Origin of the sequence: Streptomyces sp. Ag109_O5-10, from assembly GCF_900105755.1 — a bacterium.
GTDB lineage: Bacteria > Actinomycetota > Actinomycetes > Streptomycetales > Streptomycetaceae > Streptomyces.
The window spans coordinates 7,327,607-7,352,986 of the sequence record NZ_FNTQ01000001.1 but is presented as its reverse complement, the minus strand read 5'-3'; the positions used below and the strand labels follow the sequence as shown (position 1 = coordinate 7,352,986).

Sequence of the window (25,380 nt, the reverse complement as noted above, 5' to 3'; positions counted from 1 at the left end):
GCACCTTTGAAGGTATGCACCCCGGCCACCGTACAACCGGTGTGTTACTTCACATTCTCCTGCTCGACGGCGCCCTGCTGACGGGCGACCGCGGCCTTCACCAGGCCCGCGAAGAGCGGGTGCGGGCGGGTCGGGCGCGAACGCAGCTCCGGGTGGGCCTGGGTGGCGACCAGGTAGGGGTGGACGTCGCGCGGGTACTCGACGTACTCGACGAGCTTGCCGTCCGGGGAGGTGCCGGAGAACTGCAGGCCGGCCTTCTTCTCCAGCTCCGCGCGGTAGGCGTTGTTCACCTCGTAGCGGTGCCGGTGGCGCTCCTCGACGTACTCCTTGCCGTCGTAGACCTCGCGCACGATGGAACCCTCGGCCAGCTTGGCCGGGTACATGCCGAGGCGCATGGTGCCGCCCATGTCGCCCTCGCCGGCCACGATGTCGAGCTGCTCGGCCATGGTGGAGATGACCGGGTGACCGGTGGCGGAGTCGAACTCGGTGGAGTTGGCGTCCGGGATGCCGGCCAGGTTGCGGGCGGCCTCGATCACGATGCACTGCAGGCCCAGGCAGAGGCCGAGCAGCGGGATCCGGTTCTCGCGGGCGTAGCGGATGGCGCCGACCTTGCCGAGGACACCGCGGTCGCCGAAGCCGCCGGGGATGCAGATGCCGTCGACGTCGGCGAGCTGCTCGGCGGCGCCCGCCGGGGTCCTGCAGTCGTCCGACGTCACCCACTTGATCTTCACGCGGGCCTTGTTGGCGAACCCGCCGGCGCGCAGCGCCTCGGTGACCGAGAGGTAGGCGTCGGGCAGGTCGATGTACTTACCGACCAGCGCGAGGGTGATCTCGTGGTCGGGGTTGTGGACGCGGTCGAGCAGGTCGTCCCAGGTCCGCCAGTCCACGTCGCGGAACGGCAGGTCCAGCTTGCGGACCACGTAGGCGTCCAGGCCCTCGCCGTGCACGGTCTTCGGGATGTCGTAGATCGAGCGGGCGTCCGGGCAGGCGACGACCGCGGCCTCGTCGACGTCGCACATCAGCGAGATCTTGCGCTTGATGGCGGTGGGCACCTCGCGGTCGCAGCGCAGCACGATCGCGTCGGGCTGGATGCCGATGTTGCGCAGGGCGGCCACGGAGTGCTGGGTGGGCTTGGTCTTCAGCTCGCCGGACGGGCCGATGTACGGCAGGAGCGAGATGTGCACCACGAAGACGTTGTCCCGGCCGACCTCGTGCCGGACCTGGCGGACCGTCTCCAGGAACGGCAGCGACTCGATGTCGCCGACCGTGCCGCCGACCTCGGTGATGACCACGTCGACCTCGTCGGTGGCCATGCGGCGGATGCGGTGCTTGATCTCGTTGGTGATGTGCGGGATGACCTGGACCGTGTCGCCCAGGTACTCGCCGCGCCGCTCCTTGGCGATCACCGTCGAGTAGACCTGACCCGTGGTGACGTTGGCGGAGCCGTCCAGGTCGCGGTCAAGGAAACGCTCGTAGTGGCCGATGTCCAGGTCGGTCTCGGCACCATCGTTGGTGACGAACACCTCACCGTGCTGGAAGGGGTTCATCGTGCCCGGGTCGACGTTCAGGTACGGGTCGAGCTTCTGCATCACGACGCGCAGGCCCCGGGCCTTGAGCAGCATGCCCAGGCTGGAGGCCGTCAGGCCCTTGCCGAGCGAGGAGGCGACACCCCCGGTGACGAAGATGTGCTTGGTCGTCGTAGATTTCGGCGGCATGGCCAAGAGGGGGCTCCCGTGGTCGCGGTCTGTCGTGCGGTACGGCTGCCGTCCGGGCGTTTCCGGGGGTGGTGCCGTCGCTGCGGTTCGGGGGATTCACGCCCACCGGTCCACGGGCTACCAGGGTATCAGCGCCGCGGAGACATGGCTTCCGGCCACGCTCCGTACACACGTCGGCACGGACCTGGCCCCTCCCTTACCGGCTTTTCACCCAGGGCTCACCCGTTCGGCCCACGCAGGTTGCCCGGAGCGGCACGCAGATCATCTACGTGCGTCGTATCCTGCTCGGACACTCGCTGCCGAGCCCGGCCGGAAATCACGGCACACCCCCGCCCGCACTCCCGGAACAACGAGAGCTTGGCAGTTCGTTGAGCTATGACTGTCGTTTTGCCTCAGGGCACGGCGGGCTGCTTTGCTTCACCGCTCAACGACGTACAACAACAACCCCCCTTGACCGCACTAGCGACAGCCCCCCGTTTGCCCGGGGGGTGACGTGGCCGTTCGACTGGAGTTGCACGTGGCCGGGCGCATCGAAGACTACGCACTCATCGGAGACATGCAGACCGCTGCCCTGGTCTGCCGGGACGGCACAGTCGACTGGCTGTGCCTGCCCCGCTTCGACTCGCATGCCATCTTCGCCGGTCTGCTCGGCACCGAGGAACACGGCTTCTGGCGGCTCGGCCCGGCGCACGCGGCCGACTCCCAGCCGCCGACCGCGGCGCGCCGCACCTACCGCGGCGACTCGCTGATCCTGGAGTCCGAGTGGGACACCCCGCGCGGCACGGTCCGGGTGACCGATTTCATGCCCCCGCGTGACGGCGCGCCCCAGCTGATCCGCATCGTCGAGGGCGTCACCGGCCGGGTGCCGATGCGCTCGGTGCTGCGCATGCGGTTCTCCTACGGCCGGGTGGTCCCCTGGGTGCACAAGCACGACGGCCGTACGGTCGCCGTCGCGGGCCCCGACTCGGTGTGGTTCGACACGTCGGCCGAGACCTACGGCAAGGGGCTGACCACCTACGCGGACTTCACGGTGGCCCCCGGTGACCGGATCGCGTTCACGATCTCCTGGGAGCCCTCGCACAAGCAGCCGCCCGCGCTGCCGGAGCCGGAGCAGTCGCTGCAGGCGACCGAGGACTTCTGGCGGGAGTGGGTCGAGCACTGCACGTACCACGGCCCGTACCGCGAGGCGGTGGTCCGCTCGCTCATCACGCTGAAGGCCCTGACGTACGCCCCCACGGGCGGGATCGTGGCGGCCCCCACCACCTCCCTGCCGGAGGACGTCGGCGGCGTCCGCAACTGGGACTACCGCTACACCTGGCTCCGCGACGCGGCCATCACCCTGTCCTCGCTGCTGCGCACCGGCTACCGCGAGGAGGCCCGCGCCTGGCGGGAGTGGCTGCTGCGCGCGGTCGCCGGCGATCCCGAGAACCTGCAGATCATGTACGGCATCGCGGGCGAGCGCGAGCTGGGCGAGGCCGAGCTGGACTGGCTGCCCGGCTACGAGAACTCGGCGCCGGTCCGGGTCGGCAACGGCGCGGCGCACCAGCTCCAGCTGGACGTGTACGGCGAGGTCACCGAGGCCCTGCACCTGGCCCACATGACCGGCCTCGCCCGCAACGACTACGCCTCCCTCCTCCAGCTCAAGCTCATCCGCTACCTGGAGGACCACTGGGACGAGCCGGACGAGGGCATCTGGGAGGTGCGTGGACCGCGCCGGCACTTCGTGCACTCCAAGGTGATGGCCTGGGTCGCCGTCGACCGCACGATCAAGCTGATCGAGTCCGGGGACGCGGACGGCCCGCTGGAGCGCTGGAAGGAGCTGCGCGACGACATCCACCGGGACGTCTGCGAGCGGGGCTACGACAAGGAGCGCAACACCTTCACGCAGTCCTACGGCTCGCAGGAGCTGGACGCGTCACTGCTGCTGATCCCCCAGATGGGCTTCCTGCCGCCGGACGACAAGCGGGTCATCGGCACCATCGAGGCGATCCAGCGGGAGCTGTCCACCTCGGACGGCTTCATCCTGCGCTACCCGACCTCGGGCGGCGAGGAGGGCGTCGACGGCCTGTCCGGCGACGAGGGTGCCTTCCTGGCCTGCTCGTTCTGGATGGCCGACGACCTCGCGATGATCGGCCGGGTCGACGAGGCCCGCAAGCTGTTCGAGAAGCTGCTCGCGCTGCGCAACGACCTCGGGCTGCTGGCGGAGGAGTGGGACCCGCGGCTGAAGCGGCAGGTGGGGAACTTCCCGCAGGCGTTCAGTCACGTGCCGTTGATCGACACGGCGCTGCGCCTCACGGCTTCGGGGGCGTACGGGGGATAGTCACCGGGCGGGGCGGGCGAACGCCGTCGGCCGGGCCGGTGCCCGTTCCGGCGGGGGCCCGTTCCGGCGGGGGCCCGTTCCGGCGGGGGCCCGTTCCGACGGGGGCCCGTTCCGACGGGGGCCCGTTCCGGCGAGGTGGTGCCCATTCCGGCGGGGGTGCCCGTTCCGACGGGGGCCCGTTCCGACGGGGGCCCGTTCCGACGGGGGCCCGTTCCGACGGGGGCCCGTTCCGACGGGGGCCCGTTCCGACGGGGGCCCGTTCCGGCGAGGTGGTGCCCATTCCGGCGGGGGTGCCCGTTCCGGCCGAAAGCGCCCGTTCCGGCGGAAGGTGCCGTGAAGGCGTTCTCCCAGGTAGCGTCCGCTCCATGGACAGCGGTAGGGGCAGCGGGCCCGGCAACCAGGGCGCCGGGATCACCGTGCAGCGGGCGCTGGAGCTACCCACGCTGCGCAGCGGGCTGCCGGAGATCCTGGCGGGCGCCGACCGGCTCAGCCGCACCGTGCGCTGGGTGCACGCGGGCGAGGTGCCGAACATCGCGTCGCTGCTGAAGGGCGGCGAACTGCTGCTGACCACCGGCTACGGCCTGGGCACCCGCCCCGCCGAGCAGCGGGCGTTCGTGCGCACGCTCGCCGAGCGGGGCATCGCCGCGCTGGTGGTGGAGCTGGGCGCGCGGTTCTCCCGGCTGCCGGCCACCCTCGTCGACACCGCGAGGGCGACCGGGCTGCCGCTGGTCGTGCTGCACCGCGAGGTGCCGTTCGTGACGGTGACGGAGGAGATCCACACCGAGATCGTCAACCACCACTACACCCTCCTCCAGCGCGCCGAGGAAGTGCACCACCGCTGCACCGAGGCCCTGCTGGGCGGCGGCGGGGTCCCCCAGGTGCTGGCGATCCTGGCCGACTTCGGCGGCAACCCGGTCTTCCTGGAGACCGCCGACGGCAGACTCCTGTACGCCGCCGGTTCCGGGCCCGAGGGGGCCGATCCGCTCCAGGTGTGGGAGGGGCTGCGCGGCCAGCACAAGGACGCGCCGCCGCCGACCGGGGTGGTCCTGGTGGACGTGCCCGGCGGGGGACCGGGCGCGGGCTCGGTCCGGGCCCGGCTGGTGCTGCCCCCCGTCCGCGGGCCGCTCGCGCCCGTGCACCGCATCGCCGCCGAGCGCGCCGCCGGCATCCTGGCCGTCGTCCTGATGCAGGCCCGCCAGGAGGAGGAGCTCGCGGCGCGCGGGCGCGGCGACTTCCTGACCGACCTCGCCGAGGGCCGCATCACCGCCGAGGACGCCCCGGCGCAGGCCCGGGTCCTCGGCTTCAAGCCCGGCGGCAGCCCGCTGCTGCCGGTGGTCATGCGGGTCGGAGACTCCCTGTCCCCCGGCGGCGGCTGGGCGGTGCTGGCCCGCGCGGTGGGTGAGGAGCTGGCCGCCGTGGGCGTGCCCGTCCTGCTCGGCGTACGCCCGGTCGAGGGCCGCGTCCCCCTGCTCCTCGGCCTGCGCTCGGAGGCGGAGCGGACGACCGTCGCGGACCGGGTCGCGGCGGCGCTGCGGGCGGGAGTGGAACGCGCCGGGATGCAGCGCCCCGGCGCCGCTGCCCCGGTCGTCGTGGTCGGCGCGGCCGGCGGCTGGGCGGCGGCCTCGGCGGGTCTGCGGCACGCGGCCGAGACCGCGACGGCCGCCGAGGGCCTCGCCGACCGGCCCTGGTTCGACGCCCGCCGCCTCGACATCGACCTCCTGCTGTGGCGGCTGCGCGACCATCCCGACCTGGCGGCGTTCGTCGACCGCGCGATCGGTCCGCTGCGCGATCATGACCACCGCTCCAGGCCGCCGCTGCTGCCCACCCTGGAGACCTACCTGGCGCACGCGGGCCGCAAGGCGGAGACGGCCCGTGAACTCCACCTCAACCGGCAGACCCTCTACAACCGCCTCGCCCGCATCGGGGAGTTGCTGGGCACGGACCTCGACGACCCGCAGGTGGTCATGGCGTTGAGCCTGGCGCTGCGGGCCCGCCGGCACGTCCCCTAGGACCGCCCGGCCTCACGGTCTCAAGGCCTCACGGCCTCAAAGCCTCGCGGTCCCCCAAGCCCTCACGGCCTCAAAGCCTCACGGTCTCAAAGCCTCGGGTCTCAAGGCAGGGGTCGGGGCTGCGTCAACTCGTCGTAGACGCTGAGTACTTGGGCCACGGTCTCGTCCTCCGTGGGCCAGCTCGCCGCCTGCCGGGCACCCCGCTCGCGCAGCTCCGCACAGCGCTCGGGGTCGTCGAGGAGGCGTACGACGGCGGCGGCGAGAGCCCGTGCGTCGCCGTACGCGACCAGTTCGGCCGCGTCCCCCACCAGGTCGGGGACACCGCCGACGGAGGTCGCGACAAGCGGCACGCGCGCGTGCAGGGCCTCCTGGGCGAGGACGGAACGGGACTCCCAACTGCTGGGCAGCAGCGCCAGATCGGCGGCGGCGAGCAGTTCGGAGACGTCGTCGCGGCGCCCGAGCAGCCGCACGGGCAGCTCCTCGTCCTCGATCCGCCGCTGCAACGCGGGGCGCAGCGGCCCCTCGCCGGCGATGACGAGGAGCGGTACGGGGTCGAGCCGGCACCAGGCACGCGCCGCGTCCAGCAGGTGGTCGTAGCCGCGGTACCGGTCGAGGGAGCCGACGGCGATGAGCAACGGCCGCCCCATGGCGCCGAGTTCGGCACGGACCTTGGGCCGCAGCAACTCCGCCTCGTCCTGCTGCACGGGCTGCCGCGGGCCGGGCAGTGCCACGGCGGCGAGCCGGGCGTCGCGGGCGCCGGTACGGCGGGCCCGGTCCACCAGGTCGGAGGTGGTCCCGAGCACCACGGCGGCCGCCCGCACCACCCGCCGCTCCAGCATCCGCAGCAGGTGTCCTCTGGCGCCCTCGGCGTACGCGCGGTTGTGCCAGGTGACGACGAGCGGGGTGCTGCGGCCGCTCAGCGCCAGCGCCGCGCGGAAGGAGGCGTGCAGGCCGTGGGCGTGCACCAGGTCGGCGTCCGTGCAGGCCGCGCGGAGCGCCGCCACGGACCCCGGGTCGCTGCTGCGCGGCACGTGCACGTGGTCGGCGCCGACGCCCGAGAACCCGTAGGCGCGATCGGCATCGGCGGGGGCGCACACCGTGACCCGCACGCCCCGCGCGACGAGGCCGGCCGCCAGCGAACGCACGTGCACACTGCTGCCGGCGTTGCCACCGCCCAGCACCTGCACGGTGCGCAACGGCGACTGACCGTGCGGTGCGTTGCTGCTCACGGGGCTCACGCGGCCGGGGCTCCTGGTTCGGCGTGGGGCGGTCACGAGGGAACGTACAGAAGGTATCGGGGCCGAGGGCATCGCCGCGCGCCTCCCCCGGACACCGCGTTCCCCTCAAGGATGCCAGCACACAGGGGTGTTCCGGGTATTCCGAGAAGGCACATACCGAGGCGGGCCGGGGCAATGCGCCGAACCGTGTCACCCGGGAGGGTGACGAAAGCGCCGCCGCGGAGGAATCGGCCGACAGCTTCGGCCTGCGGAGGGAGCGGCGGGCGAACGCCGCAGGGGCGGGTGACGCACCGCCGCCCGCCCCCGGTCAGCGATGCGTCAGCGGTCCGCCCGTGCCGTCGCCAGCAGTTCCTCGGCGTGCGCCCGTGCCGTCTCCGAGTCCTCCTGGCCCGCCAGCATGCGGGACAGCTCGCGTACCCGCTCCTCGCCCTCCAGGACCTTCACGCCGGACCGGGTGACCGAGCCGTCGTTGGTCTTCTCGACCAGCAACTGGCGGTCGGCGAAGGCGGCGACCTGGGGAAGGTGGGTGACGACGACCACCTGGGCGGACCTGGCGAGTTTCGCCAGCCGTCGCCCGATCTCCACCGCCGCCTTGCCGCCGACACCGGCGTCGACCTCGTCGAAGAGGTACGTCGGGACCGGGTCGGTGCCCGCGAAGACGACCTCCACGGCGAGCATCACGCGGGACAGCTCACCGCCGGACGCGCCCTTGGCGATCGGGCGGGGCGGAGCGCCGGGGTGCGGGGCGAGCAGCAGCTCGACCTCGTCGGCGCCCGACGGGCCGTAGGCGACCGCCCGGCCGCCGACCTCCACGCCCTCCGGGTCCTCGGTCTGCCGGATGGCGAAGGACACGCGCGCGTGCGGCATCGCGAGGGAGCCCAGCTCGGCGGTGACGGCGGACGCGAAGCGTTCGGCGGCCTCGGTGCGGGCGTCCGTCAGGGCCTGGGCGAGACCGCCCAGTTCCGTCCGCAGGGCGTCCCGCTCGGCGGTCAGTTCGTCGATCCGCTCGTCGTCGCCGTCGAGTTCGGTGAGCCGCGCGGCGCCCTGCTCGGCCCACGCCAGCACCGCGTCGATGTTCTCGCCGTACTTGCGGGTCAGCGCGGTGAGCGCCGCCCGCCGCTCCTCCACGGCCGCGAGCCGCAGCGGATCGGCGTCCAGGTCGTCGGCGTACCCGGCCAGCTCGCCCGCCACATCGCCCAGCAGGATCCCGACCTCGCCGATCCGGTCGGCGAGCGCGGCGAGCGCCGGGTCGTGCGAGCGTACGGCCTCCAGGGCCCGGTGGGCGCCCGCGACGAGGGTGGCCGCGTCGATGCCCTCGGGGTCCTCTGGGTTGCCCGCGAGCGCGGAGTGCGCGGCGGTCGCGGCGGACGACAGCGCCTCGGCGTGCCCGAGCCGCTCGGCCTCCTCGGCGAGCTCGACGTCCTCGCCGGCCCGCGGGTCCACGCCGGCGATCTCGTCCAGCCCGTAGCGGAGCATGTCGGCCTCCTGGGCCCGCTCACGCGCGCGCGTGACGATCTCCTCCAGCTCGACCGCCACGGCCCGCAGCCGCCGGTAGGCCTCGCCGTACTTGGCGAGCGGCACGGCGACCCCGTCGCCGGCGTACCGGTCGAGGGCCTGCCGCTGCCGGGACAGCTTCAGCAGCCCCTGCTGGTCGGTCTGCCCGTGCACGGCCACCAGGTCGTCGGCCAGGTCGGCGAGCAGCCCCACGGGCACGCTCCGCCCGCCCAGGTGCGCCCGCGAGCGCCCCTCGGCGGAAACGGTACGGCTGATCAGCAGCGCACCGTCGTCCAGCTCGGCGCCGGCCTCCTCGGCCCGCAGGGCCGCCGAGGCTCCCTCGGGCACGGTGACCCGGCCCTCCACGACCGCCTTCTCGGACCCGATCCGCACGAGTGCGGGATCGGCCCGACCGCCCAGCAGCAGCCCCAGGCTGGTGACCACCATGGTCTTGCCCGCACCGGTCTCACCGGTGACAGCGGTGAACCCCGGCGACAACTCGACGACGGCGTCGTCGATGACCCCGAGTGACCGTATCCGCATTTCTTCCAGCACGGAGAAGACCTTACGAGGTCCGGGCCGAGAAGTGCGAGGTGCCCTTGTCACTCGGGCGGGTGTCCCTACCTGAAGGGGCAGGGGAACCGCGCGACAAGCCACGCACCACCCGCAGCCGCCGAAGCTCCCCGGCCGTCCCCCACGGACCGCTAGTGCGGCGCACCCCGCCACCCGGACACGGGCAGCGCGAACTTCGCCACCAACCGGTCCGTGAACGACGCGTGATGCAGCCGGGCCAGCCGTACCGGCACCGCCCCCCGCCGCACCTCGACCCGCGCCCCCGGCGGCAGCTCCACCGTCCGCCGCCCGTCGCACCACAGCACCCCCGGCTGGATGTGCGGCAGCACCTCCACCGCCAGCACCGAGTCCGGCGAGGTCACCAACGGCTTCGCGAACAGCGCGTGCGCGGAGATCGGCACCATCAGCAGCGCCTCCACCTCCGGCCACACCACCGGCCCGCCCGCGGAGAAGGCGTACGCCGTCGACCCGGTCGGCGTCGACAGCACGATCCCGTCGCAGCCGAACCCCGTCACCGGGCGCCCGTCGATCTCCAGCACCACTTCGAGCAGCTTCTCGGCGCCCGCCTTCTGCACGGCCGCCTCGTTCAGCGCCCAGTCGGTGTGCACGATGTCCCCGTTGCGGTGCACGACGACGTCGACGGTCATCCGCTCCTCGACCTCGTACGCCCGGCTCACCACCCGGTCCACGACCTTGTCGAGGTCGTCCCGCTCGGCCTCCGCGAGGAACCCGACGCTGCCGAGGTTGACGCCGAGCATCGGCACCCCGGAGGCCCGCGCGAACTCGGCGCCGCGCAGCAGCGTCCCGTCACCGCCGAGCACGATCAGCAGCTCGCAGCCGTCGAGGCTGTGCGGCGACGCCTCCTCGACGAGTTCGACCTCCGCCGGCAGCGGCAGGTCGCGGGCCTCGAAGTCCAGGACCCGTACGCCGACCCCGGCCGCCAGCAGCCCCTTCACCACGAGCTCGGCGCTGCGGATCGCCGCGGGCCGCCCGGTGTGGGCCAGCAGGAAAACAGTACGCGCTCGGTTCTGTGTCAACGCGGCCCCTCCGCCACTGCACGGTCAACGTCGGCCGGATCCAACTGGGGTGCGCCGGCCCGCAGCCACAGAAAGTACTCGACGTTGCCGGACGGGCCGGGCAGCGGGCTGGCGGTGACACCGTTCACCCCGAGCCCCAGCTCCCACGCCTTCTCGGCAACGCCCCGCACGGCCTCCGCCCGCAGCTGCGGACTCCGTACGACACCCCCGCTGCCCAGCCTCTCCTTGCCCACCTCGAACTGCGGCTTGACCATCATCACCAGGTCGGCGTCCGGCCTCACGCACCGCGCCAGGGCCGGCAGCACCAGCCCGAGCGGGATGAAGGACAGATCACCCACGACAAGATCCACAGGCTCCCCATCGATCGCTTCAAGCGTCAACTCGCGTACGTTCGTACGGTCCTTGACGGTGACGCGTTCATCGCTCTGCAGAGACCACGCGAGTTGTCCGTACCCGACGTCGACGGCGACGACGTGCGCGGCCCCCGCGCGCAGCAGCACATCGGTGAAGCCCCCGGTCGAGGCCCCCGCGTCCAGCGCCCGCCGGCCCTCGACCACCAGGCCCTGCGGGACGAACACCGCGAGCGCGCCGGCCAGCTTGTGGCCGCCCCGCGACACGTACTCGGGATCGCTGTCGTCGGACTGGACGACGATCGCGGCGGCGGTCTCCACTTGAGTGGCCGGCTTGGTCGCGAGGGTCTTGCCGACGGAGACCCGCCCGGCGGCGATCAGCTGGCTGGCGTGCTCGCGCGAGCGCGCCAGCTTCCGGCGGACCAGCTCCGCGTCCAGACGGCGACGTGCGACTCCTGCCACGGTGGGTTCAGCTCCTGCTCTGGTGGTACGACGGTGCGGGCGCCCGGTTGCCGTACGGCGGCGCGGGCGCCGGGGAGCCCGGAGGTCCCGAAGGTCCCGGACGGGCGTCGAGCGCGGTCAGCGCGTCACGCAGCCCCCTGTGTACATCCTCGTACACCTCCAGGTGGCCGTCGGTGGCGAGGTGGTCGGCGTCGGACAGCCGGTCGAGCTGTGCGTCGACCTCGGCGTTGCCGGTGGGGGCGCGGGGGACGTTCAGCGGGGCGGGCGCGGCGGGGTCGTGCTCGGGTTCGACGGCGGCCGCTGCCCCGGCCTCCGTCCCCGGGGCCGCCACCAGGCCTTCGGGCGCAGAGTCGGTCATGCCCCGACGCTACATGGAAGCCCTGGGGTACCGTCGATCGCGATGGCCACGATCGAGGAGTGCCGCGCCGCACTCGACAAGCTCTCGCACAGCATGGGCGGCGCCGAGGGCGACGTCCGCGCGGCCGCCGCCATGGACCGCACGGTCAGCTGCCACATCACCGACCTCGACGTCACCTTCGCCGGCCGGCTCACCGGCGGCCGGATCGAGGTCGAGGAGACGTTCCCCGGGCCGCCGCGGGAGAAGGCACAGATCAGACTCGCCATGGCCGGCGACGACCTGCTGGCCCTGGTCGACGGCGAGCTGAACTTCGCCGGCGCCTGGGGTTCGGGCCGGGTGAGGCTGGAGGCGAACCTGCTGGACCTGTTCCGGCTCAGGAAGCTGCTGTGACCCTCGCCCTGCGGGCCGCCGGCACCACCAGCGGGGTCCCCGTCTCCGGGTCCTCGATGATCTGGCAGCGCAGCCCGAAGACCTCCTCGACCAGTCCGGCGGTGACGATGTCGTTCGGGGCGCCCTCGGCGACGACCCGGCCGTCCTTGAGCGCGACGAGGTGGGTGGCGTACCGGGCCGCGTGGTTGAGGTCGTGCAGCACGGCGACCAGCGTCCGCCCCTGCTCCTCGTGGAGTTCGGCGCACAGGTCCAGGACGTCGATCTGGTGCTGGATGTCCAGGTAGGTCGTCGGCTCGTCGAGGAGCAGCAGCGGGGTCTGCTGGGCGAGCGCCATGGCGATCCAGACGCGCTGGCGCTGGCCGCCGGAGAGTTCGTCGACGTACCGGTCGGCGAGCTCGGCGACCCCGGTCTGTGCCATCGACTCCTGGACGACCCGTTCGTCCTCCGCGGACCACTGGCGCAGGATGCCTTGGTGCGGGTAGCGGCCGCGGCCGACGAGGTCGCCGACGGTGATGCCGTCGGGCGCGACGGACGACTGCGGGAGCAGGCCGAGCGCGCGGGCGACCTTCTTCGCGGGCATCGACTGGATGACCTGGCCGTCGAGGAGGACCCGGCCCTGGCTGGGCCTGAGCATCCGGGACAGCGCGCGCAGCAGCGTCGACTTGCCGCAGGCATTGGGGCCGACGATCACCGTGAAGGAGTTGTCGGGGATCTGCACCGACAGCTGCTCGGCGATGACGCGCTGGTCATAGGCGAGGGTGACGTTCTCGGCGGACAGGCGGTTCACGGTGCTCCTCTTGCGGTCCGGCTCACTGTCTGACGCGGTGTTCGGCTGGGGGGTCGTGCTCATATCCGGCCCGCCCGGCGCTCGGTGACGAGGAGCCAGATCAGGTAGACCCCGCCGAGGACACCGGTGACCACGCCCACGGGCAGCTGGTCGGAGCCGAAGGCGCGCTGGGAGGCCCAGTCGGCGGTGACCAGCAGGGTGGCGCCCGTACAGAGGGAGGGCACCAGATTGGGGCCGGGCGAGCGGGTGAGGCGCCGGGCGAGCTGGGGGGCGGTGAGGGCCACGAAGCTGACGGGGCCCGCGGCGGCGGTGGCCGCCGCGGTCAGCAGGACGGCGGCCACCATCAGCAGCATCCGCACCCGCTCGACCCGTACCCCGAGGGCGTTCGCCACGTCGTCGCCCATCTCCATCATCCTGAGGCCCCGCGCGTGGGCGAGGACCAGCGGGACGAGGACCGCGCACAGGGCGAGCAGCGGCCGGACCTGGCTCCAGTCACGGCCGTCGAGGGACCCGGTCATCCAGACGACCGCGCGGGTCGCGTCGACCAGATCGGCCTTGGTGAGCAGGTAGCCGTTGACCGCGGTGACGACCGCGGAGACGCCGATGCCGACCAGGACAAGACGGTAGCCGTGCACGCCCTGCTTCCAGGCCAGGAGGTAGAGGGCGAGGCCGGTCACCAGTCCGCCGAGCAGCGCGCCGACGGTGACCTGGGCGGCGGTTCCGGACATCAGCACGATGACGACGAGCGCCCCGGAGGTGGCGCCCTGGGAGAGGCCGAGGACGTCCGGGCTGCCCAGCGGGTTGCGGGAGACCGACTGGAACAGCGCGCCGCCGAGCCCCAGCGAGGCACCGACCAGCAGACCGACCAGCACCCGCGGCAGCCGCAGCTCGTTGACGATGAAGTCCTGCCCGGCGGTGCCGTTCCCGGCCAGTGTCCGCAGCACGTCGCCGAAGGAGATCGGGAAGTCCCCGGTGCCGATCAGCACGACACTCGCCGCGCACGCGGCCAGCACCAGCGCGACGACCACGGCCAGGGCACGCACGTCGGCCCGCAGGGAGAGCCCGCCGGGGGTGCGCAGCGTACGCGGGCTACGCCCGGTCCGCGCCGCGGCCTTCACGCCGGCCTTCACGCCGGCCTTCACTCCGGTCCTCACAGTTGGGCCGTCCTCCGCCGTCGTACGAGAAGAATGAAGACCGGCCCACCGATGATCGCGGTGACGATGCCGACCTGGAGTTCCGAGGGGCGGGCCACGACCCGGCCGATGACGTCGGCGCCGAGCAGCAGCACGGGCGACAGGACCGCCGCGTACGGCAGGATCCAGCGCAGGTCGGGGCCGGTGAGGGAGCGCACGGCGTGCGGGACCATCAGGCCGACGAAGGCGATCGGGCCGCAGGCGGCGGTGGCCGCGCCGCACAGCACGGTGGCGGCGAGCATGGCGAGGGCCCGGGTGCGGCCCAGGTGGGCGCCGAGGGCGCGGGCGGTGTCGTCGCCCATCGCCACCGCGTTCAGCGGCCGGGCGAGGCCCAGGGCGAGCAAAGTGCCGGCCGCGAGGAACGGCAGCACCTGCAGGATCGTCGAGTTGCCGGCCGAGGCCAGCGAACCCACCGTCCAGAAGCGCAGCTTGTTGAGCGCCGCGTCGTCCGTGATCATCACGGCCTGGAGGTAGCCGTAGAGCGCGGCGCTGATCGCCGTACCGGCGAGGGCCAGCCGGACCGGGGTGGCGCCCCGGCTGCCGCCCAGGAACCAGACCAGGGCGCCGACCACGGCGGACCCGAGGAAGGCGAACCACACGTAGCCACTGAGGGTGGTGACGCCGAAGTAGGTGATGGCGGTGACCACCGCGGCCGACGCGCCCGCGTTGATGCCGAGCAGGCCTGGGTCGGCGAGCGGGTTGCGGGTGAGCGCCTGGAGCACCGCCCCGGACAGGCCGAGGGCGGCCCCGGCCAGCAGGCCGAGGACGGTCCGCGACAGCCGTGTGCCGACGACGACGTCGCCGTACGTCCCCGTGTCGTGGAACAGGCCGTGCCAGACCTGGTCCAACGGCAGCTGTTTCGCCCCGATCGCGATGCTCGCCAAGGCGACGATCAGCAGGATCGCGACGGAGACGAGGAGCCCGAGGGCCCGTATCGCCCGACGGCTCGGGGGCGCGGGAGCGGTCTCCGCGCGCTGTTCGGGGGAACTGTCGACCAACACGAGGTTAGGTTAGCCTACCCTCTCATCGCGCTTCGAGGCCGCGTCCCCCCACCGCTCCCGCTGCCGGCGCGGACAGGGCCCGTCGCATACGCCGCCTCAGAGCCCCAGCCGCGCCAGTGACTTGCCTCCGTCCAGCTCGCAGGAGCCCTCCCCGGCCGTCGTCCAGGCCGCCGCGCAGAGCGCCCGCAGCCCGTCGAGCGCCTCGCCGTCGCCCTGCAGCTCCAGCCGGCCGTCCCCCGCCGTGGCCGTCCAGCCGCCGCACCGGAAGCCGTCGCCGTCGGCCGTGACCTCCGGCTGCCCGGTGAGCAGCCCGCGCAGGTCGGCGTCGACGTACGTCGGCCGGTGCTGCGGCGACGCGGCGAGCAGCTGACGCCCGTCGGTGACGCCGGTCAGCACGAGCAGCGAGTCGACCCCACCGTTGAACGCGCCCTCGATGTCGGTGTCCAGCCGGTCCCCGACCACCAACGGCCGCTCCGCCCCCGTCCGCAGGATCGTCTCCCGGTGCATCGGCGGCAGCGGCTTGCCCGCCACCTGCGGCTCCGCGCCCGTCGCGATCCGGACCACCTCCACAGCCGCTCCGTTGCCCGGCGCGATCCCGCGCCCGCTCGGGATCGTCAGATCGGTGTTGGACGCGAACCACGGCACCCCGCGCGCGACGGCGTACGACGCCTCGGCGAACCGCCCCCAGGGCAGGTCGAGACCGCCGTAGCCCTGCACCACGGCCGCCGGATCGTCGTCGGCGGACTCCACCGGCTCAAGTCCCCGCTCCCGCAGCGCGGCCCGCAGCCCCTCCCCGCCGATCACCAGCACCCGCGCCCCGGCCGGCACCTGCTCGCTGATCAGCCGCGCCACCGCCTGCGCCGAGGTGATGACATCACCGGCCCCCGTCGGAATGCCCAGCTCGGTGAGGTGCTCCGCCACCGCGTCCGGTGTGCGCAGCGCGTTGTTGGTGACGTACGCCAGACGCATGCCGCCCGCCCGGGCGACCTCCAGCGACTCCACGGCGTGCGCGATCGCGTTGCCGCCCGCGTACACCACCCCGTCCAGATCGAGCAGCGCCGTGTCGTACGCCGTGCTCAGGGCCTGTCCGCTGCCCTCGGGACCAGTCCTGACGCCCTGGCTCATCCCCATCGCTCCTCGTCACTCCTCGTCACTCTTCGTCCGCCCGCCTTTCACTGTCGATCATCCCGTACGCCACTGACACACGTACGATGCCGGGATGAACACTGCAGGTCACTCGGAAGCAACGGAGCGCCGAGGCCTGGAACTCACCCCGTTCCGAGGCCTTCGCTACGACCCGGACCGGGTCGGCAGTTTGGCCGCCGTCACCTCTCCGCCGTACGACGTCGTCGTGCGCCCCGACGGCGTGCACCACCTCCAGTCCGCCGACCCGCACAACATCGTCCGCCTCATCCTCCCCCAGGCCGGTACCCCCAGCGCCGGTACCGAACAGGCGGCCGACACCCTGCACCGCTGGCAGGCCGAGGGCATCCTCGCCGCGGATCCCGAGCCGGGCCTGTACGTCTACGAGCAGCAGGACGGAAACGGCCTGCTCCAGCGTGGAGTCATCGGCGCCCTGCGGGTCTCGGAGGCGTCCGAGGGCGTGGTCCTGCCGCACGAGGAGGTCATGGCCCCGGTCGTCGCCGACCGCGCGGCCCTGATGCGCGCCACCTCGGCCAACCTCGAACCGCTCCTGCTCACCTACCGGGGCAACGGCACGACCGCCGAGATCATCGAAACCGTCGTGGCCCGCCCCCCGCTCCTCACCACGACCACGGAGGACGGCTTCCAGCACCGCCTCTGGTCGATCACCGACCCCGCCGAGCTGGCCCTCGTCCAGTCCGACCTGGCCCACCACCAGGCCCTGATCGCCGACGGCCACCACCGCTGGGCCACCTACCTGCGTCTACGCGCGGAGCACCCTTCGCCCAGCCCCTGGGACTACGGCCTGGTCCTCCTCGTCGACACCGCCCGCTACCCGCTGCGCGTCCGCGCCATCCACCGCCTGCTGCACGGCCTGCCGGTCGCGGAGGCGCTGGAGCACGTCAAGGGCCTGTTCCGGGTACGCCGCCTCGACGTCCCCCTGGCCGCGGCCCAGGAGGCGCTGGCGGACGCGGCCTGCGTCGGCAACGCGTTCCTGCTGGCCGGCGACGGCGCCTTCCATCTCATCGACCACCCGGACCCGGACCTCCTGGCCCGTACGGTCCCGGACGACCGCCCGGCCGCCTGGCGCACCCTGGACGCGACCGTCCTGCACGCCGCGCTCCTCGACCACGTCTGGCGCATCCCCGAGGACTCGCCCGCACACATCGCGTACATCCACGACACGGCGGCGACGGTCGCCAAGGCCGAACGCGACGGCGGTACGGCCGTCCTCATGCACCCGGTGCGCGAGGAGGTCGTCCGCGACCTGGCCCGCCAGGGCGTGACGATGCCCCGCAAGTCGACGTCCTTCGGCCCGAAGCCGGCCTCGGGGCTGGTACTGCGGGCACTCGACGTCTGACGGAGAGAGGGCGGACCCCGGCCGGGGTCCGCCCTCTCTCCGTCACTCGATCACTCGGCGTGCGAACTCAGTCCTGCTCGGTGTCGGACTCGTCGGACTCGTCGGACTCGTCCCCGACCTCAGGCCCGGCCGAGGCCTCGGTCCCCTCGGGGGCCTCGGTTTCCTCCGGAGCCTGGGTTTCCTCCGGGGCCTCGGTTTCCTCCTCGTCCAGCGCGTCGACGAACTCGACCCCGTCCAGCTCGGCCAGCCGGTCGGAGGCGTCCGTGCTGCCGTCCCGGTCGGCCTCGACGGCCTTGGCGAACCACTCCCGCGCCTCGTCGGCACGCCCGGCCGCAAGCAGGGCGTCGGCGTAGGCGTACCGCAGCCGCGCGGTCCACGGCTGTACGGAGCTGGAGGCCAGCTCGGGGCTCTGCAGCGTCACGATGGCCGCGTCCAGCTGCCCCATGTCACGCCGGGCGCCGGCGGCGACGAGGCGCATCTCGACCTGGCCTGCCTTGTCGAGCTTGTGCACCTCGGGGGCACCGGCCATGTCCAGCGCCTTCTCCGGCCGCCCGAGCCCGCGCTCGCAGTCGGCCATCACAGGCCACAGGTCGGCGCTGCCGGTCATCCGCCGGGCGGCCCGGAACTCGGCGAGCGCCTCGGCGTACTTCTGGTTCGCGTACGCGGCGAACCCGGCGGCCTCGCGTACTGCGGCGACACGGGAGGCCAGCCGCAGGGCCACCCTGGAGTAGCCGTAGGCGCCCTCGGGGTCCTCGTCGATGAGCCGGGCGACCATCACCAGGTTCCTGGCGACGTCGTCCGCGAGCGTCTTGGGCAGGCTCTGCAGCTCCTGCCGTACGTCCTTGTCGATCTCCTCGCCGGTGACGTCCTCCGGGATGGGCAGCCGCTTGATCGGCTCGCGGTCCCGGTCCCGGTCGTCACGGAAGCGACCGCCACCGCTCCGGTCGTCACGGCGGTCGTCACGGCCCCGGTAGCCACCGCGGCTGTCGTCCCGACGGCCGTACCCGCCGGCGCCTCCACGGTTGTCGTCGCGACGGGGGCCGCGGCTGCGGTCATCACGGCCACGGTCGTCCCGCCGGTCGTCACGGCCTCGGAAGCCACCGCGGGTGTCGTCGCGACGGGCGTAGCCGCCGCCACCACCACGACTGTCGTCACGGCGGTCATCACGACGGCCGTAGCCGCCGCGGTCGTCGCGGTCGTCACGACGGAACGCGGGACGGTCACCGCGGTCGTCACGGCGATCGTCGCGGCGGTCGTCACGGCGGAACGCGGGACGGTCACCGCGGTCGTCACGGCGGAACGCAGGACGGTCACCGCGGTCGTCACGGCGGAACGCGGGACGGTCACCGCGGTCGTCGCGCTGGAACCCCGGACGAGACCCACGGTTGTCGTCACGCCGGCCGTAGCCGCCACCACCACCACGACTGTCGTCACGGCGGTCATCACGACGGTCGTCGCGCCGGAACGCGGGGCGATCCCCACGGTCATCACGGCGATCATCACGACGGTCGTCGCGCCGGTCGTCACGACGGAACGCGGGACGGTCACCGCGGTCGTCACGACGGAACGCGGGACGGTCACCGCGGTCGTCGCGCTGGAACCCCGGACGAGACCCACGATTGTCGTCACGCCGGCCGTAGCCGCCACCACCACCACGACTGTCGTCACGGCGGTCATCACGACGGAAGCCGCCACGGTCATCACGGCGATCGTCGCGCCGATCGTCACGACGGTCATCGCCCCGATCGTCGCGACGGAACGCGGGGCGATCCCCACGGTCGTCACGACGGGGACCACGATCCCGGTCGTCACGGCGCCCGTAGCCACCGCGGTCACCACCACGATCGTCGCGCTGGAACCCCGGACGAGACCCACGATTGTCGTCACGCCGGGCGTAACCGCCACCACCACGACTGTCGTCGCGACGGCCGTACCCGCCACCGCGGTTGTCGTCACGGCGCTCGTCACCGCGACGCTCGTCACCGCGGCGATCGTCCCGATGGCCGTGTCCGGCACCGCGGTTGTCGTCACGGCGGCCATAGCCACCGCTCCGGTTGTCGTCGCGACGGTCATCGCGGCGGGGGTAACCGCCGCGGTCTCCACGGTCGTTGCGGTCTCCGCGGTACCCGCCACGCTCGCCGCCGCGGTCACTACGGTCACCACTGTCCCGTCGCCGCTGGTCGCGCTCCGGTCGATCGTCGGGAGAGTTGGTGGACATGGTGACTCCTGTCTTCGGTACCGCAAGCATTGTAAAAACAAAAGGACCCCTGGTCCCAGCTGAACGCTGGGACCAGGGGTCCTCCAAAGATTGTTCGGCGGCGTCCTACTCTCCCACAGGGTCCCCCCTGCAGTACCATCGGCGCTGTGAGGCTTAGCTTCCGGGTTCGAAATGTAACCGGGCGTTTCCCTCACGCTATGGCCACCGAAACCCTAATGGTTTCGAGCGAACAAGCACACTCTTCAATTGTGTGTTCAGCTCTAGCCGGCAACGGTCGTTGCCTCAGAACTAACACAGTGGACGCGAGCAACTGAGGACAAGCCCTCGGCCTATTAGTACCGGTCACCTCCACCAGTTACCTGGCTTCCAGATCCGGCCTATCAACCCAGTCGTCTACTGGGAGCCTTACCCCATCAAGTGGGTGGGAGTCCTCATCTCGAAGCAGGCTTCCCGCTTAGATGCTTTCAGCGGTTATCCCTCCCGAACGTAGCCAACCAGCCATGCCCTTGGCAGAACAACTGGCACACCAGAGGTTCGTCCGTCCCGGTCCTCTCGTACTAGGGACAGCCCTTCTCAAGACTCCTACGCGCACAGCGGATAGGGACCGAACTGTCTCACGACGTTCTAAACCCAGCTCGCGTACCGCTTTAATGGGCGAACAGCCCAACCCTTGGGACCGACTCCAGCCCCAGGATGCGACGAGCCGACATCGAGGTGCCAAACCATCCCGTCGATATGGACTCTTGGGGAAGATCAGCCTGTTATCCCCGGGGTACCTTTTATCCGTTGAGCGACGGCGCTTCCACAAGCCACCGCCGGATCACTAGTCCCGACTTTCGTCCCTGCTCGACCCGTCGGTCTCACAGTCAAGCTCCCTTGTGCACTTACACTCAACACCTGATTGCCAACCAGGCTGAGGGAACCTTTGGGCGCCTCCGTTACTCTTTAGGAGGCAACCGCCCCAGTTAAACTACCCATCAGACACTGTCCCTGATCCGGATCACGGACCCAGGTTAGACATCCAGCACGACCAGACTGGTATTTCAACGACGACTCCACAACCACTGGCGTGGCCGCTTCAAAGTCTCCCAGCTATCCTACACAAGCCGAACCGAACACCAATATCAAACTGTAGTAAAGGTCCCGGGGTCTTTCCGTCCTGCTGCGCGAAACGAGCATCTTTACTCGTAGTGCAATTTCACCGGGCCTATGGTTGAGACAGTCGAGAAGTCGTTACGCCATTCGTGCAGGTCGGAACTTACCCGACAAGGAATTTCGCTACCTTAGGATGGTTATAGTTACCACCGCCGTTTACTGGCGCTTAAGTTCTCAGCTTCGCCCACCCGAAAGTGAGCTAACCGGTCCCCTTAACGTTCCAGCACCGGGCAGGCGTCAGTCCGTATACATCGCCTTACGGCTTCGCACGGACCTGTGTTTTTAGTAAACAGTCGCTTCTCGCTGGTCTCTGCGGCCACCCCCAGCTCGAGGAGCAAGTCCTCTCACCAAGCGTGGCCCCCCTTCTCCCGAAGTTACGGGGGCATTTTGCCGAGTTCCTTAACCATAGTTCACCCGAACGCCTCGGTATTCTCTACCTGACCACCTGAGTCGGTTTAGGGTACGGGCCGCCATGAAACTCGCTAGAGGCTTTTCTCGACAGCATAGGATCATCCACTTCACCACAATCGGCTCGGCATCAGGTCTCAGCCTTGATGTGCGACGGATTTACCTACCGCACGGCCTACACCCTTACCCCGGGACAACCACCGCCCGGGCTGGACTACCTTCCTGCGTCACCCCATCACTCACCTACTACAAGTCTGGTCCGTCGGCTCCACCACTCCCCTCAACTCCGAAGAGATCAGGGCGGCTTCACGGACTTAGCATCGCTCGGTTCGATGTTTGACGCTTCACAGCGGGTACCGGAATATCAACCGGTTATCCATCGACTACGCCTGTCGGCCTCGCCTTAGGTCCCGACTTACCCTGGGCAGATCAGCTTGACCCAGGAACCCTTAGTCAATCGGCGCACACGTTTCCCACGTGTGAATCGCTACTCATGCCTGCATTCTCACTCGTCAACCGTCCACAACTACCTTCCGGTGCTGCTTCACCCGGCAGACGACGCTCCCCTACCCATCCCAGAAGGCGTTGGCCCTATATTCTGGAATGACACGACTTCGGCGGTACGCTTGAGCCCCGCTACATTGTCGGCGCGGAATCACTAGACCAGTGAGCTATTACGCACTCTTTCAAGGGTGGCTGCTTCTAAGCCAACCTCCTGGTTGTCTCTGCGACTCCACATCCTTTCCCACTTAGCGTACGCTTAGGGGCCTTAGTCGATGCTCTGGGCTGTTTCCCTCTCGACCATGGAGCTTATCCCCCACAGTCTCACTGCCGCGCTCTCACTTACCGGCATTCGGAGTTTGGCTAAGGTCAGTAACCCGGTAGGGCCCATCGCCTATCCAGTGCTCTACCTCCGGCAAGAAACACACGACGCTGCACCTAAATGCATTTCGGGGAGAACCAGCTATCACGGAGTTTGATTGGCCTTTCACCCCTAACCACAGGTCATCCCCCAGGTTTTCAACCCTGGTGGGTTCGGTCCTCCACGAAGTCTTACCTCCGCTTCAACCTGCCCATGGCTAGATCACTCCGCTTCGGGTCTTGAGCGTGCTACTCCAACGCCCTATTCGGACTCGCTTTCGCTACGGCTACCCCACACGGGTTAACCTCGCAACACACCGCAAACTCGCAGGCTCATTCTTCAAAAGGCACGCAGTCACACCACAAGGATGCTCCCACGGCTTGTAGGCACACGGTTTCAGGTACTATTTCACTCCCCTCCCGGGGTACTTTTCACCATTCCCTCACGGTACTATCCGCTATCGGTCACCAGGGAATATTTAGGCTTAGCGGGTGGTCCCGCCAGATTCACACGGGATTTCTCGGGCCCCGTGCTACTTGGGTGTCTCTCAAACGAGCCGTCAATGTTTCAGCTACGGGGGTCTTACCCTCTACGCCGGACCTTTCGCATGTCCTTCGCCTACATCAACGGTTTCTGACTCGCCTCACAGCCGGCAGACTGCAAAAGAGAGATCCCACAACCCCGTATACGCAACCCCTGCCGGGTCTCACACGCATACGGTTTGGCCTCATCCGGTTTCGCTCGCCACTACTCCCGGAATCACGGTTGTTTTCTCTTCCTGAGGGTACTGAGATGTTTCACTTCCCCTCGTTCCCTCCACACTGCCTATGAGTTCAGCAGCGGGTGACAGCCCATGACGACTGCCGGGTTTCCCCATTCGGAAACCCCCGGATCAAAGCCTGGTTGACGACTCCCCGGGGACTATCGCGGCCTCCCACGTCCTTCATCGGTTCCTGGTGCCAAGGCATCCACCGTGCGCCCTTAAAAACTTGGCCACAGATGCTCGCGTCCACTGTGCAGTTCTCAAACAACGACCAGCCACCCATCACCCCACCCTTACCAGGTGAGTGCACTGGGGCCGGCGACTGAAGGAAGATCATTCCCTCAGACACCCAACAGCGTGCCCGACACCCTCGCCTCTTCCCTCATCCGTTCCACGCCCTTACGAGCAGTACTAGGAGGACAAGCAATCCGAGTGTGCCGAGTAGTCAACGTTCCACCCATGAGCTGACCACCGTCGGACATTTGCCGACGTAGTGGCTCTGGCTGCCTCGCGGCAGCTAGATGCTCCTTAGAAAGGAGGTGATCCAGCCGCACCTTCCGGTACGGCTACCTTGTTACGACTTCGTCCCAATCGCCAGTCCCACCTTCGACAGCTCCCTCCCACAAGGGGTTGGGCCACCGGCTTCGGGTGTTACCGACTTTCGTGACGTGACGGGCGGTGTGTACAAGGCCCGGGAACGTATTCACCGCAGCAATGCTGATCTGCGATTACTAGCGACTCCGACTTCATGGGGTCGAGTTGCAGACCCCAATCCGAACTGAGACCGGCTTTTTGAGATTCGCTCCACCTCACGGTATCGCAGCTCATTGTACCGGCCATTGTAGCACGTGTGCAGCCCAAGACATAAGGGGCATGATGACTTGACGTCGTCCCCACCTTCCTCCGAGTTGACCCCGGCGGTCTCCCGTGAGTCCCCAGCACCACAAGGGCCTGCTGGCAACACGGGACAAGGGTTGCGCTCGTTGCGGGACTTAACCCAACATCTCACGACACGAGCTGACGACAGCCATGCACCACCTGTACACCGACCACAAGGGGGCGCCTGTCTCCAGACGTTTCCGGTGTATGTCAAGCCTTGGTAAGGTTCTTCGCGTTGCGTCGAATTAAGCCACATGCTCCGCCGCTTGTGCGGGCCCCCGTCAATTCCTTTGAGTTTTAGCCTTGCGGCCGTACTCCCCAGGCGGGGAACTTAATGCGTTAGCTGCGGCACCGACGACGTGGAATGTCGCCAACACCTAGTTCCCACCGTTTACGGCGTGGACTACCAGGGTATCTAATCCTGTTCGCTCCCCACGCTTTCGCTCCTCAGCGTCAGTAATGGCCCAGAGATCCGCCTTCGCCACCGGTGTTCCTCCTGATATCTGCGCATTTCACCGCTACACCAGGAATTCCGATCTCCCCTACCACACTCTAGCTAGCCCGTATCGACTGCAGACCCGAGGTTAAGCCTCGGGCTTTCACAATCGACGTGACAAGCCGCCTACGAGCTCTTTACGCCCAATAATTCCGGACAACGCTTGCGCCCTACGTATTACCGCGGCTGCTGGCACGTAGTTAGCCGGCGCTTCTTCTGCAGGTACCGTCACTCTCGCTTCTTCCCTGCTGAAAGAGGTTTACAACCCGAAGGCCGTCATCCCTCACGCGGCGTCGCTGCATCAGGCTTTCGCCCATTGTGCAATATTCCCCACTGCTGCCTCCCGTAGGAGTCTGGGCCGTGTCTCAGTCCCAGTGTGGCCGGTCGCCCTCTCAGGCCGGCTACCCGTCGTCGCCTTGGTGAGCCATTACCTCACCAACAAGCTGATAGGCCGCGGGCTCATCCTTCACCGCCGGAGCTTTACAACCCAGGAGATGCCTCCCAGGCTCATATCCGGTATTAGACCCCGTTTCCAGGGCTTGTCCCAGAGTGAAGGGCAGATTGCCCACGTGTTACTCACCCGTTCGCCACTAATCCCCACCGAAGTGGTTCATCGTTCGACTTGCATGTGTTAAGCACGCCGCCAGCGTTCGTCCTGAGCCAGGATCAAACTCTCCGTGAATGTTTACCCGTAATCGGGTCGACACCACGAGAGCGGAACAGTCGGAGGAATGATCCGACCGTTCACAGCGTCCTCGCTGTGTATTCTTCAAAGGAACCACGCCCCAGCCATGACGGCCGGAGACGGGGTATCAACATATCTGGCGTTGACTTTTGGCACGCTGTTGAGTTCTCAAGGAACGGTCGCTTCCTTTGTACTCACCCTCTCGGGCTTTCCTCCGGGCTTCCCTTCGGTCTTGCGTTTCCGACTCTATCAGATCCTTTCTCGACCCGATTTCCTCGGTGCTTTCCAGGTTTCCGCTCTCGCGTTTCCCTTTCCGGCGGTTCCGACTCTATCAGATCCTTTCGGCGTCCGATTCCCGGTCGGCGGGATTGTCTTCTGGCTTTCCGGCTTTCGACCGTCGGCCTTTCGACATTCACTACGTTAGCCGATTCCCGCCGGGACTCATAATCGAGTTCCGCGAGCTCGAATTCGGGCATGCGGGCAC

Annotated in this window: 15 protein-coding genes and 3 rRNA genes; 4 read left to right on the top strand and 14 right to left on the bottom strand. The window is 69.6% G+C overall.

Annotated elements, in window-relative coordinates; genetic code table 11:
• Positions 1-44 precede the first annotated feature (44 nt).
• Positions 45-1,715 (bottom strand): CTP synthase, encoded by a 1,671-nt coding sequence (locus BLW82_RS33520; protein WP_093504813.1) that lies wholly within the window; start codon positions 1,713-1,715, stop codon positions 45-47.
• Between the two features lie 517 nt (positions 1,716-2,232).
• On the opposite strand from BLW82_RS33520, the gene BLW82_RS33515 reads away from it, so the two are divergent.
• A complete protein-coding gene (locus BLW82_RS33515) occupies positions 2,233-4,035 on the top strand; it encodes a glycoside hydrolase family 15 protein (RefSeq protein WP_093504811.1) in 1,803 nt (600 codons plus the stop codon).
• 365 nt (positions 4,036-4,400) lie between these two features.
• Positions 4,401-6,044 (top strand): PucR family transcriptional regulator, encoded by a 1,644-nt coding sequence (locus BLW82_RS33510; protein WP_093504809.1) that lies wholly within the window; start codon positions 4,401-4,403, stop codon positions 6,042-6,044.
• 101 nt (positions 6,045-6,145) lie between these two features.
• Here BLW82_RS33510 and BLW82_RS33505 read toward each other — a convergent pair whose 3' ends face one another.
• From BLW82_RS33505 to BLW82_RS33485, 5 genes are all read right to left on the bottom strand, one after another.
• A complete protein-coding gene (locus BLW82_RS33505; protein WP_093504807.1) occupies positions 6,146-7,282 on the bottom strand; it encodes a glycosyltransferase family 4 protein in 1,137 nt (378 codons plus the stop codon).
• Between the two features lie 318 nt (positions 7,283-7,600).
• A complete protein-coding gene (recN, locus tag BLW82_RS33500) occupies positions 7,601-9,319 on the bottom strand; it encodes a DNA repair protein RecN (protein WP_093504805.1) in 1,719 nt (572 codons plus the stop codon).
• Positions 9,320-9,480: 161 nt separating this feature from the next.
• Entirely contained in the window at positions 9,481-10,386 is a 906-nt protein-coding gene (locus BLW82_RS33495; protein WP_093504803.1) for an NAD kinase, read from the bottom strand.
• On the bottom strand, positions 10,383-11,198 hold the full coding sequence (locus BLW82_RS33490; RefSeq protein WP_093504801.1) for a TlyA family RNA methyltransferase: 816 nt from the start codon (positions 11,196-11,198) through the stop codon (positions 10,383-10,385). The genes BLW82_RS33495 and BLW82_RS33490 overlap by 4 nt, the downstream gene beginning before the upstream one ends.
• A 7-nt stretch (positions 11,199-11,205) precedes the next feature.
• Entirely contained in the window at positions 11,206-11,556 is a 351-nt protein-coding gene (locus BLW82_RS33485) for a hypothetical protein (protein ID WP_256216032.1), read from the bottom strand.
• A gap of 42 nt (positions 11,557-11,598) precedes the next feature.
• Here BLW82_RS33485 and BLW82_RS33480 point away from each other — a divergent pair, with 42 nt between their 5' ends.
• On the top strand, positions 11,599-11,946 hold the full coding sequence (locus BLW82_RS33480) for an SCP2 sterol-binding domain-containing protein (RefSeq protein ID WP_093504799.1): 348 nt from the start codon (positions 11,599-11,601) through the stop codon (positions 11,944-11,946).
• On the opposite strand, the gene BLW82_RS33475 is transcribed toward BLW82_RS33480, so the two are convergent.
• From BLW82_RS33475 to BLW82_RS33460, 4 genes are all read right to left on the bottom strand, one after another.
• Complete coding sequence (locus BLW82_RS33475; protein WP_093504797.1) at positions 11,930-12,796, bottom strand: ABC transporter ATP-binding protein; 867 nt, start codon at positions 12,794-12,796, stop codon at positions 11,930-11,932. The two genes, BLW82_RS33480 and BLW82_RS33475, sit on opposite strands and share 17 nt — an antisense overlap.
• On the bottom strand, positions 12,793-13,851 hold the full coding sequence (locus BLW82_RS33470) for a FecCD family ABC transporter permease (protein ID WP_177233339.1): 1,059 nt from the start codon (positions 13,849-13,851) through the stop codon (positions 12,793-12,795). The genes BLW82_RS33475 and BLW82_RS33470 overlap by 4 nt, the downstream gene beginning before the upstream one ends.
• A 32-nt stretch (positions 13,852-13,883) precedes the next feature.
• Positions 13,884-14,927, bottom strand: a complete 1,044-nt coding sequence (locus tag BLW82_RS33465) for a FecCD family ABC transporter permease (RefSeq protein WP_093504793.1) — start codon at positions 14,925-14,927, stop codon at positions 13,884-13,886.
• Between the two features lie 96 nt (positions 14,928-15,023).
• Positions 15,024-16,052 carry an HAD-IIA family hydrolase gene (locus BLW82_RS33460; RefSeq protein WP_093504791.1) on the bottom strand — a complete coding sequence of 343 codons (1,029 nt, stop codon included), beginning with the start codon at positions 16,050-16,052 and terminating at the stop codon, positions 15,024-15,026.
• A 94-nt stretch (positions 16,053-16,146) separates the two neighbouring features.
• Between BLW82_RS33460 and BLW82_RS33455 the strand changes: the two genes are divergently transcribed.
• Complete coding sequence (locus BLW82_RS33455; RefSeq protein ID WP_093504789.1) at positions 16,147-17,430, top strand: DUF1015 family protein; 1,284 nt, start codon at positions 16,147-16,149, stop codon at positions 17,428-17,430.
• 67 nt (positions 17,431-17,497) lie between these two features.
• Here BLW82_RS33455 and BLW82_RS44875 read toward each other — a convergent pair whose 3' ends face one another.
• From BLW82_RS44875 to BLW82_RS33435, 4 genes are all read right to left on the bottom strand, one after another.
• The gene (locus BLW82_RS44875; protein ID WP_218162425.1) at positions 17,498-18,322 is read right to left on the bottom strand and encodes a tetratricopeptide repeat protein; all 825 of its coding nucleotides are present in this window, start codon (positions 18,320-18,322) and stop codon (positions 17,498-17,500) included.
• A 1,418-nt stretch (positions 18,323-19,740) separates the two neighbouring features.
• A 5S ribosomal RNA gene (gene rrf, locus BLW82_RS33445) occupies positions 19,741-19,857 on the bottom strand.
• Positions 19,858-19,960: 103 nt separating this feature from the next.
• A 23S ribosomal RNA gene (locus BLW82_RS33440) occupies positions 19,961-23,068 on the bottom strand.
• Positions 23,069-23,368: 300 nt separating this feature from the next.
• Positions 23,369-24,893: ribosomal RNA gene (locus BLW82_RS33435) — 16S ribosomal RNA — on the bottom strand.
• Together the 16S, 23S and 5S rRNA genes form the textbook arrangement of a ribosomal RNA operon.
• Between the last annotated feature and the right edge of the window lie 487 nt (positions 24,894-25,380).

Excerpts from the sequence above, each read along its gene's own strand:
- BLW82_RS33475 (WP_093504797.1), bottom strand. The coding sequence starts at position 12,796 with ATGAGCACGACCCCCCAGCCGAACACCGCGTCAGACAGTGAGCCGGAC.
- BLW82_RS33510 (WP_093504809.1), top strand. The coding sequence starts at position 4,401 with ATGGACAGCGGTAGGGGCAGCGGGCCCGGCAACCAGGGCGCCGGGATC.
- BLW82_RS33485 (WP_256216032.1), bottom strand. The coding sequence starts at position 11,556 with ATGACCGACTCTGCGCCCGAAGGCCTGGTGGCGGCCCCGGGGACGGAG.
- BLW82_RS33460 (WP_093504791.1), bottom strand. The coding sequence starts at position 16,052 with ATGAGCCAGGGCGTCAGGACTGGTCCCGAGGGCAGCGGACAGGCCCTG.
- BLW82_RS33455 (WP_093504789.1), top strand. The coding sequence starts at position 16,147 with ATGAACACTGCAGGTCACTCGGAAGCAACGGAGCGCCGAGGCCTGGAA.
- BLW82_RS33520 (WP_093504813.1), bottom strand. The coding sequence starts at position 1,715 with ATGCCGCCGAAATCTACGACGACCAAGCACATCTTCGTCACCGGGGGT.
- recN (WP_093504805.1), bottom strand. The coding sequence starts at position 9,319 with ATGCGGATACGGTCACTCGGGGTCATCGACGACGCCGTCGTCGAGTTG.
- BLW82_RS33480 (WP_093504799.1), top strand. The coding sequence starts at position 11,599 with ATGGCCACGATCGAGGAGTGCCGCGCCGCACTCGACAAGCTCTCGCAC.